The organism is Ideonella sp. (assembly GCF_041918995.1).
GTDB lineage: Bacteria > Pseudomonadota > Gammaproteobacteria > Burkholderiales > Burkholderiaceae_C > Ideonella.
In genome coordinates, this window is record NZ_JAYRUN010000008.1 from 186,260 (window position 1) to 194,450 (window position 8,191).

At 70.9% G+C, this 8,191-nt stretch carries 12 protein-coding genes and 1 pseudogene; 2 read left to right on the forward strand and 11 right to left on the reverse strand.

The features are described from left to right. Positions 1-4: 4 nt before the first annotated feature. The 6 genes from ACE3UN_RS09515 to rpsP all read right to left on the reverse strand — a co-directional run bounded on the left by ACE3UN_RS09515 (position 5) and on the right by rpsP (position 4,071). Positions 5-994 carry a CobD/CbiB family protein gene (locus tag ACE3UN_RS09515; RefSeq protein WP_374674692.1) on the reverse strand — a complete coding sequence of 330 codons (990 nt, stop codon included), beginning with the start codon at positions 992-994 and terminating at the stop codon, positions 5-7. A 24-nt stretch (positions 995-1,018) separates the two neighbouring features. Next, positions 1,019-1,783, reverse strand: a complete 765-nt coding sequence (locus tag ACE3UN_RS09520) for a CoA pyrophosphatase (RefSeq protein ID WP_374674693.1) — start codon at positions 1,781-1,783, stop codon at positions 1,019-1,021. A gap of 84 nt (positions 1,784-1,867) precedes the next feature. After that, positions 1,868-2,221, reverse strand: coding sequence for a 50S ribosomal protein L19 (rplS, locus tag ACE3UN_RS09525; protein WP_341424460.1), 354 nt, complete (start codon positions 2,219-2,221; stop codon positions 1,868-1,870). 123 nt (positions 2,222-2,344) lie between these two features. Further along, positions 2,345-3,115, reverse strand: coding sequence for a tRNA (guanosine(37)-N1)-methyltransferase TrmD (trmD, locus tag ACE3UN_RS09530; protein ID WP_374674694.1), 771 nt, complete (start codon positions 3,113-3,115; stop codon positions 2,345-2,347). 25 nt (positions 3,116-3,140) lie between these two features. Further along, positions 3,141-3,740: a ribosome maturation factor RimM gene (rimM, locus tag ACE3UN_RS09535; protein WP_374674695.1), complete on the reverse strand. Its 600-nt coding sequence runs from the start codon at positions 3,738-3,740 to the stop codon at positions 3,141-3,143. Positions 3,741-3,801: 61 nt separating this feature from the next. Next, the gene (gene rpsP / locus ACE3UN_RS09540) at positions 3,802-4,071 is read right to left on the reverse strand and encodes a 30S ribosomal protein S16 (RefSeq protein ID WP_374674696.1); all 270 of its coding nucleotides are present in this window, start codon (positions 4,069-4,071) and stop codon (positions 3,802-3,804) included. Positions 4,072-4,329: 258 nt separating this feature from the next. Between rpsP and ACE3UN_RS09545 the strand changes: the two genes are divergently transcribed. Both ACE3UN_RS09545 and ACE3UN_RS09550 read left to right on the forward strand, forming a co-directional pair. Beyond that, a complete protein-coding gene (locus ACE3UN_RS09545; protein WP_374674697.1) occupies positions 4,330-4,857 on the forward strand; it encodes an N-acetyltransferase family protein in 528 nt (175 codons plus the stop codon). Next, a complete protein-coding gene (locus ACE3UN_RS09550) occupies positions 4,854-5,330 on the forward strand; it encodes a hypothetical protein (RefSeq protein ID WP_374674698.1) in 477 nt (158 codons plus the stop codon). The genes ACE3UN_RS09545 and ACE3UN_RS09550 overlap by 4 nt, the downstream gene beginning before the upstream one ends. A 7-nt stretch (positions 5,331-5,337) precedes the next feature. On the opposite strand, the gene ACE3UN_RS09555 is transcribed toward ACE3UN_RS09550, so the two are convergent. From ACE3UN_RS09555 to ACE3UN_RS09575, 5 genes and pseudogenes are all read right to left on the reverse strand, one after another. Continuing rightward, positions 5,338-6,348, reverse strand: a complete 1,011-nt coding sequence (locus ACE3UN_RS09555) for an anion permease (RefSeq protein ID WP_374674699.1) — start codon at positions 6,346-6,348, stop codon at positions 5,338-5,340. A 14-nt stretch (positions 6,349-6,362) separates the two neighbouring features. After that, a complete protein-coding gene (locus ACE3UN_RS09560; protein ID WP_374674700.1) occupies positions 6,363-7,010 on the reverse strand; it encodes a DUF47 domain-containing protein in 648 nt (215 codons plus the stop codon). Between the two features lie 107 nt (positions 7,011-7,117). Continuing rightward, positions 7,118-7,480: a DMT family protein gene (locus tag ACE3UN_RS09565; RefSeq protein WP_374674701.1), complete on the reverse strand. Its 363-nt coding sequence runs from the start codon at positions 7,478-7,480 to the stop codon at positions 7,118-7,120. Beyond that, positions 7,477-7,980 (reverse strand): 2-amino-4-hydroxy-6-hydroxymethyldihydropteridine diphosphokinase, encoded by a 504-nt coding sequence (gene folK / locus ACE3UN_RS09570; RefSeq protein ID WP_374674702.1) that lies wholly within the window; start codon positions 7,978-7,980, stop codon positions 7,477-7,479. The genes ACE3UN_RS09565 and folK overlap by 4 nt, the downstream gene beginning before the upstream one ends. Continuing rightward, positions 7,967-8,191, reverse strand: a pseudogene (locus ACE3UN_RS09575) (hypothetical protein); the annotation flags it as partial. The gene folK and the pseudogene ACE3UN_RS09575, both read right to left, overlap by 14 nt.

An 8,191-nucleotide genomic window follows, 5' to 3' on the forward strand; every position in this document is an offset into this window, starting at 1 on the left:
GGGCTCAGCCCAGCAGGTTCGCCAGCTTCAACAGCGCCAGCAGCAGCATCCAGAGCACCACCGAGCGCCACACCAGGCCGACCACGCTGCCCAGGTGGCCCAGCTGCGGCGGCAGCCCGGGGGTGGAACCGGCCGACTCCGCCGCCTCGGCGTCGCCGCCCTGGGCGAAGGTCTTGGAGCGGTCGGGCGTGATGCCCGGCGCAGCGGCCCCGCCCAACTGCACACCCACGGCGCCGGCCGCCGCGGCGAGGATGATGCCCTCGTTGGCGTGCTTCCACAGCTCGGCATCGCGCCGCCAGCCGGCCACCGCCTCCTCGAAGTTGCCGACCACGGCGAAGCCGAACGCCGTGAGACGGGCCGGCACGTGGTCGATCACGCTGAACGCGCGCTGGGACAGATCGCGCAGGTTCTCGTTGACGGCCACGCCGAGGTTCCGGCTCTTGAAGGCCCAGTAGCGGCTCGCGAACTCCGCCATGCGGTAGACCACCGCCCCGGCCGGCCCCAGCCCCAGGGCCGCCAGCACCACGTAGCAGAAGAACACGCCGAACACGTGGCGGTGCGCCGCCAGCAGCGAATGCTCCAGCACATGGCGCAGCAACTCGGTGCGTGGCAGCTCGCTGGCATCCAGGTGTCGCCACTCGGCCAGCAGCCGGCGCGCCTGGTCCTCGTCACCGCGTTCCAGCGATTCCCGGATGTCGGTGAAGTAGTGGCTGAACTGGCGGAAGCCCAGCGTGAGGTAGATCACCGCCACGTCGAAGGCGAGTGCGGCCACGAGGCTGAAGTGGGCCAACCCGGCGTGGATGCCCCAGGCGGCCAGCGCCGGCAGCACCACGGTGACCACCCAGACCACCTTGGCATGGTGCGGCTTGCCCGCGTCGAAGTTGCGGCCCGTCCAGCCCACCCAGTCGGCCAGGGTGTCGTGCACCCAGTTGTCGCGCGGCAGCGGCTTGATCTGCTCGATCAGCAGGGCAAAGAGGACAGCGAAGAAACTCATCGCCGCGCATGATACCCAGCGGGTTCAGTCGTCGGCCGCCAGCAGCGCGTAGAGGTTGCGCAGCATCGCCGCGGTGGCACCCCAGATGAAGTAGCGGTGGGGATCGCCGCCACCCGGGCCCCAGGGCATGGACAGGAACTGGCGGGTCACGCCACCGAAGCTGAACTCGTGCCGCTGATGGTGGGCGGGGTTCATCAGGAATGGCAGCGGCACCTCGAAGGCCTCGGCGACCTCGAAACTGTCCAGCCTCAGCGTGTAATCCGGACGCACGAGTGCCACCACGGGCGTCACCACGAAGCGCGTCACCGTGGTGTAGTCGGGCAGGCGCCCGATCACCTCCACCGCCTCGCCGGCCAGGCCCACTTCCTCGTGCGCTTCCCGCAGCGCGGTGGCCACGGCGTCGGCATCGGTGGCGTCCGTGCGGCCGCCGGGAAAGCTGATCTGGCCGGCATGGTCGTGCAGGTGGTCGGTGCGGCGCGTGAGCAGCACGTGCAGCTCGCCGGGCCGCTGCACCAGGGGCACCAGCACGGCCGCGGTGGTGGCGGTGCGGCCGGGAAAGAGGTCGGGCCGGGCCCCATCGCCGTCCAGCGGAGGGCGCCAGCCGCGTGCGGCGGCCTGCGCGAGGCGCTCGCGCAGGGCGTCGGCACGCAGGCGTTCGGCCGGCACCGCCGGCAGGTGGCCGTCGTGGCCCGCCACGGGGATGAGCTGCGGGTCGCGGATCGGGCCCCGGCCACCACGGGCCGAGGTGGCGGAACTGGCGGGCGTCAGGGGCGGCTCGTCGGGCGGCATGGCGGCAAGCTTACCTGCCGGGCATGAAAAAGCCGCCCCGCGGGCGGCTTTCTTCGGCAGCGGGCGCCTGGCGGCGCCGGGCCATCAGGCCAGCTTTTCCTTGATGCGGGCCGACTTGCCGGAACGCTGGCGCAGGTAGTACAGCTTGGCACGGCGCACGTCGCCGCGGCGCTTGACTTCGATGGACGCGATCAGCGGGCTGTAGAGCTGGAAGGTACGCTCGACGCCTTCGCCGCTGGAGATCTTGCGCACGATGAAGCTGGAGTTCAGCCCGCGGTTGCGCTTGGCGATCACCACGCCTTCGTAGGCCTGCACGCGCTTGCGGGTGCCTTCGACGACATTGACGTTCACGATGACCGTGTCGCCGGGCGCGAAGGCCGGGATGGTCTTGTTCAGGCGAGCAATTTCTTCTTGCTCAAGGGTCTGGATCAGGTCCACGGAGGTTCTCCAAAGAGATCGTGCCGGCGTGGGTTGGAGTACGGAAGCGAGAGGGGTGCTCCCTGCCGCGGGCAAGACGCCCGGTGGCTTGGTACGGCCGGTAGAGGATCGAAAAGCTTTTGATTATAGCGTGTTGGACGCCGGCGCGGCCAGCGCCGCCAGGAAGCGCTCGTCCGCCCGGCTCAGCCGCCCTGCATCCCGCGCGGCGGCGATCAGGTCGGGACGGCGGCGCCAGGTGAGTTCGAGTGACCGCTCGCGTCGCCAGCGCGCGATGTCGGCGTGGTGGCCCGACAGCAGCACGGGTGGCACGGCCAGCGGGCCGTCCGGCGTGGGCAGCACTTCCGGGCGGCTGTAGTGCGGACAGTCGAGCAGACCGTCCTCGAAGCTGTCCTGCTCGTGCGAGCGGGCATCCGCCAGCACGCCGGGCTGCAGGCGGGCGACGCCGTCGAGCAGGGCCAGTGCCGGGAGTTCACCACCCGACAGCACGAAGTCGCCCAGGCTGAGTTCCAGGTCGACGTGCCGGTCCAGGACGCGCTGGTCGATGCCTTCGTAGCGGCCACACAGCAGCACGGCGCCCGGCCCGCCGGCCATCTCGTGCATCAGCGCCTGGTCCATGCGGCGGCCGGTGGGCGTGAAGTGGATCACCGGCGCGCGGTCCGGGCGGGCGGCACGCACGGCGACCAGCGCGCGTTCCAGCGGTTCGGCCAGCATCACCATCCCCGGGCCACCGCCGTAGGGCCGGTCGTCCACGCGGCGGTAGGTGTCCTCGGCGAAGTCGCGCAGCGGCCAGCACTGCACCTGAACCTGGCCACCGTCGAAGGCGCGCCGCGTCACCCCCAGCGAGAGAAAGGGCGTGAACAGGTCGGGAAACAGGGTGATGACGTCGAAGCGCACGGCCACGGCCGCCCCGCGCCGGGGCTCAGTAGTCGAGGCCCCAGTCCACCGTGATCCGGCGGCCCGCCAGGTCCACGGCGTCGACATAGGCATCGACGAACGGGATCAGCCGCTCGGCGTCGTCGGCGCGCGCCTCGGGCTGCGCATCCGGCCGGCGCACGCGCAGAACGCAGTGCGCCCCGGTGTCCAGCAGGTCGCTCACGGTGCCCAGGGCCTCACCCTCGCGGTTGACGACATCCAGGCCGATGAGATCGATCCAGTAGTACTCGCCGTCCTTGGCGGTGGGGAAACTCTGGCGCGACACGAACACGCGGGCGCCCTTGAGCGCCTCGGCGGCATTGCGGTCGTCGACCTCCTGCGCGCGCGCCACCACCAACGCGCCCTGCTCGCGGGCGTGGGTGACCTTGAGGAGGCGGGGCAGCGGCCGGGCGGCGCGCTGCGCCGGCACCGGCGAGGGGCCTGCAGGCGGCTGGAGGAACCAGCGCCGGGAGGAAAACAGGGCCTGGGGGTCCGAGGAGAACGGCTGCACCTTGAAGCCGCCCTGGATGCCCCAGGCGTCGAGGATGCGGCCGACTTCGACGGCATCCTCGGGCCAGGCGGGCGTGTCGTCGTGATGGGCGGTCATGACGACCGGCGTCTCGGGCGACGTCACGAACGACCGCGCTGGCGGATCGGGCCGGTCGGCCTCAGGCCGCGGCAGCGGCCGGGGCGGCCTTGGCGCGGGCGTCCACCACCAGGCGCTTGACGGTGGGCGACATCTGCGCGCCCACGCCGGTCCAGTAGGTCACGCGGTCCTGGGCGACACGCAGGCCCTCTTCGGTCTCGGCGGCCATGGGGTTGTAGAAGCCCACGCGCTCGATGAAGCGGCCATCGCGGCGCTCACGAGAGTCGGCCACGACGATGTTGTAGAACGGGCGCTTCTTGGAGCCGCCGCGGGACAGACGAATCACGACCATTTTGTCGTTCCTTGGAAGTTGTATCGACCGCCGCACCTGGGAGACACATCCAAGCCGGCCAGCCTGCTGGGCGCGCCGGCCGGCCCGTTGTGCCAGGCAGGCCGTGCGCCGCACGGTATCGGCCCCGTAGATACGCCAAGGCCCTTGTTCGCAGCTGCTTCGCAGCCAGGTCACAGCGTCTGGGAGCAGCTGCGAACAAGGGCCGGCCGTGACCGAAACATGAGATTATAAGCGTTTGCCTAGCCTTCGACACAACGCATGCTGATCCGACCCAGCGACGACGCCGACCTGGACGCCATCACCGCCATCTACGCCGACGCCGTGCTCACCGGCACCGGCACCTTCGAGCTGGAGCCGCCGGACACCGCCGAGATGGCCCGCCGCCGCGCCGACGTGCTGTCCAAGGGTGTGCCGTGGCTGGTGGCCGAGGCGGACGGCCAGGTGCTGGGCTACGCCTACGCCAACCACTTCCGCCCCCGCCTGGCCTACCGTTTCTGCCTGGAGGACTCGATCTACCTGCACCGCGAGGCGCGCGGCCGCGGCGTGGGCACGCTGCTGCTGGCGGAGTTGCTGGCCCGCTGCGAGGCTGCCGGCGCCCGGCAGATGCTGGCCGTGATCGGCGACAGCCAGAACGCCGGGTCCATCGGCGTGCACCGCCGCCTGGGTTTCGAGCACACGGGCGTGATGAAGAGCGCCGGCTGGAAATTCGAACGCTGGCTGGACGTGGTGATCATGCAACGCACGCTCGGCCCCGGCGACACCCTGCCACCGGAGCCGGGCCGGTGAGCGCGCCCGCCCGGGCACCGCGATCCAAGACGATCGCCACCTGGGCCGCCCTGCTCGGCGGCACGCTGGGCGCACACCGCCTGTACCTGCACGGCCCGCGCGACCCCTGGGCCTGGGCCTTCTGGCCGCCCACCCTGGCCGGCCTGTGGGGGGTGGCGCGCATGCGCTCCCTCGGCCAGGACGACCAGCTGGCCTGGGCGCTGATCCCGCTGCTGGGCCTGTCGATCTCGGCCGCCATGCTGAGCGCGATCGTCATCGGGCTGACGGCGGACCAGCGGTGGGCGGGCCGCTTCGGCGTGCCGGGTCAGCCGCCCCGCCCCAGCGGCTGGGGCGTGGTGCTGGCCGTGGTGGCCGCCCTCATGCTGGGTGGCGCGTCGCTGATGGGCACGCTGGCCTTCGGTGGCCAGAAGTACTTCGAATGGCAGCGGTCGCAGGCCGACGCCGAGGCGGCGCCGCGCGCCGCCGCCCGGTGAACCCGCCTCAGAAGATCGTCAGGCTGAGCCAGTAGCAGGCGCCGGCCACGAAGGCCGAGGCGGGGATCGTGAAGATCCAGGCCCAGACGATGTTGCCGGCGAGGCCCCAGCGCACGGCGGAGGCACCCCGCACGGAACCGACGCCCATGATGGCACCGGTGATGGTGTGCGTGGTCGACACCGGCACGCCCAGCGAGGTGGCGATGAACAGCATCATCGCGCCGCCGGTCTCGGCACAGAAGCCGCCCACCGGCTTGAGCTTGGTCAGGCGCTGGCCCATGGTCTTGACGATGCGCCAGCCGCCGAACATGGTGCCCAGGCCGATGGCCAGGTAGCACGCCCAGATCACCCACGCCGGCGGGGTGCTGGCGTCCACCGCCACGTAGCCCGCCGCGACGAGCAGCATCCAGATGATGCCGATGGTCTTCTGCGCGTCGTTGCCGCCGTGGCCCAGCGAGTACAGGCCCGCCGACACCAGCTGCATGCGGCGGAACCAGCGGTCCACCCGGATGGGCGAGGTGCGCCGGAACACCCACGACACGGCCACCATCATCAGGCCGCCCAGGATGAAGCCGAGCGTGGGCGAGATGAAGATGAAGGCCACGGTCTTGAGGATGCCCGCGGCGATGAGGTGGCTGCCGCCTGCCTTGGCCATGACGGCGCCGACGATGCCGCCGATCAGCGCATGGGAGCTGGACGAGGGAATGCCGTACCACCAGGTGATGACGTTCCACACGATGGCGCCCACGAGCGCGCCGAAGACCACGTGTGCGTCGACCACCCCGGGCTCCACGATGCCCTTGCCGATGGTCTTGGCCACGCTGAGGTGGAACACGCCGATCGCGATGACGTTGAAGAACGCCGCGAAGAGCACGGCCTGCTGTGGCTTGAGCACGCCGGTGGACACGACGGTGGCGATGGAGTTCGCCGCGTCGTGGAAGCCGTTCATGAAGTCGAACGCGATCGCCAGCAGGACCAGCATCGCGACGACCCAGAAGGCGATGGAAGCTGCTTCCATGTCGCCTCAGGGGATCAGGAGTTCTCGAGGACGATGCCCTCGATGAGGTTCGCGACGTCCTCGCAGCAGTCGGAGATGGACTCCAGGTGCTCGTAGATGGCCTTGAGCTTGATGAGCTCGCGCACGTCCTCTTCCTCGCGGAACAGGCGCGACATGGCGCTGCGCATCACGCGGTCGGCGTCGCTTTCCAGCCGGTCGATCTCCTCGCAGGTCTTGATCGCGGCGTCGGCGACTTCGGCCTGGGACAGCCTCGGCAGCAGCGACACGGCGTGCTGCACGCGCTCGCAGCACTTGACGGAGATCTCGCCCAGGCGGATGACGTCCTCGGTGACGTGCTGCACGTCGTACAGCGCCATCACTTCGCTGGAATCCTGCAGCAGGTCCAGGATGTCGTCCATGGCGTTGATCAGGCCGTGGATCTGCTCGCGGTCGATCGGCGTGATGAAGGTGCGGTGCAGCAGGCGGTTCACCTCCGCCGTCACCTTGTCGGCGTTGCGCTCGGCCGCGTCCACCTCGCCGGCGTACTTCTCGCGCAGGTCCGGCGTGCTGTAGTACTGGATCATCGACACGAAGGCGCGCGCGCCTTCGGCGATGTAAGTGCCGTGCTGGTTGAACAGCTCGAAGAAGTTGCCGTCCTTGGGCAACAGCTTGCCGAATAGCATTCGGGATCTCCTCGTGGTGCGGCGCGCGGTCCGCGCCGTCACAAATGTGTCACCGAAGCGTCATCGGTGGGTCAACCGCGTATTGTAGGCAGCCCGCCCCGCCCGCCTCATGCCCGGAAGATGAAATAGACGGCGCCCACCAGGCACAGGGCCGCCCACAGGTAGTCCAGCTTCAGCGGTTCGCCCATGTAGAGGGTGGCGAACAGCACGAAGACCGCCAGCGTGATGACCTCCTGGCCGATCTTCAGCTGCGCCAGGCTCAGGCCCCCGGCGTAGCCGATGCGGTTGCCGGGCACCTGCAGCAGGTACTCGAACAGCGCGATGCCCCAGCTCACCAGGGCCGCCACCCACCAGGCATGGCTGGCCTGGTGCTTGAGGTGGCCGTACCAGGCGAAGGTCATGAAGACGTTCGACAGCACGAGCAGCCCGAAGGCCTGCACCGAGACGGGAAGCGAGCTGAGGGCGCTCATGTGCGGCTGCCCCCCCCGGTCAGCCGGTGCAGCCGCTGGCCCGCTACCCGGGCCAGCAGCGCCTGCACCGGCCCCAGGCCCGGCAGCTGCAGACCGGGTGCCACCTCGTCGAGCGGCACGAGCACGAAGGCCCGCTCATGCAGGCGCGGGTGCGGCAGCTGCAGCGCCGGCGTGTCCAGGCGGTGCTCGCCCTGCAGCAGCAGGTCGAGGTCGAGCGTGCGTGGCGCGTGGTGGTAGGGGCGCTCCCGCCCGAAGCGCCGCTCGATGTCCTGCAGCTCGGCCAGCAAGGCGTGCGGTGCCAGGGCCGTGTCGAGCACCGCGACCGCGTTGACGTAGTCCGGCCCGCTGGCGTCGACCGGTGCGCTCGTGTAGAGCGACGACCGCGCCACGAGACGGGTCTGGGGCACCTCCCCCAGGGCGTCGAGCGCGGCGCGGACCTGGGCGAGCGCGTCGCCGAGGTTGGCGCCCAGGCCCACGTAGGCGCGGTCAGTCACCCGCATCGTGGCCCGGGGAGGCCATGGGAGGCGCGTCGCCGTCCGGCCCGCGGCCGCCGGACGGGCGGCGACGGCGGCGGCGGCGCTTGCGCGGCGCGTCGCCGGCGGGTGCGTCCTCGCCGGCGTCCGGCGGGCCGGCCTTGTCGCCGATGGCGTCGTCCTCGCCGGCCACGTCCGTGGCCTGGCCGGCCTGCGCGGTGGCCGCCGGCGCGCCGGC

What these genes read in the sequence shown, in the direction of transcription:
- ACE3UN_RS09515 (WP_374674692.1), bottom strand. Translation starts at nt 994, where the DNA reads ATGAGTTTCTTCGCTGTCCTCTTTGCCCTGCTGATCGAGCAGATCAAG.
- ACE3UN_RS09520 (WP_374674693.1), bottom strand. Translation starts at nt 1,783, where the DNA reads ATGCCGCCCGACGAGCCGCCCCTGACGCCCGCCAGTTCCGCCACCTCG.
- rimM (WP_374674695.1), bottom strand. Translation starts at nt 3,740, where the DNA reads ATGACCGCCCATCACGACGACACGCCCGCCTGGCCCGAGGATGCCGTC.
- rpsP (WP_374674696.1), bottom strand. Translation starts at nt 4,071, where the DNA reads ATGGTCGTGATTCGTCTGTCCCGCGGCGGCTCCAAGAAGCGCCCGTTC.
- ACE3UN_RS09545 (WP_374674697.1), top strand. Translation starts at nt 4,330, where the DNA reads ATGCTGATCCGACCCAGCGACGACGCCGACCTGGACGCCATCACCGCC.
- ACE3UN_RS09555 (WP_374674699.1), bottom strand. Translation starts at nt 6,348, where the DNA reads ATGGAAGCAGCTTCCATCGCCTTCTGGGTCGTCGCGATGCTGGTCCTG.
- ACE3UN_RS09560 (WP_374674700.1), bottom strand. Translation starts at nt 7,010, where the DNA reads ATGCTATTCGGCAAGCTGTTGCCCAAGGACGGCAACTTCTTCGAGCTG.
- ACE3UN_RS09565 (WP_374674701.1), bottom strand. Translation starts at nt 7,480, where the DNA reads ATGAGCGCCCTCAGCTCGCTTCCCGTCTCGGTGCAGGCCTTCGGGCTG.
- folK (WP_374674702.1), bottom strand. Translation starts at nt 7,980, where the DNA reads ATGCGGGTGACTGACCGCGCCTACGTGGGCCTGGGCGCCAACCTCGGC.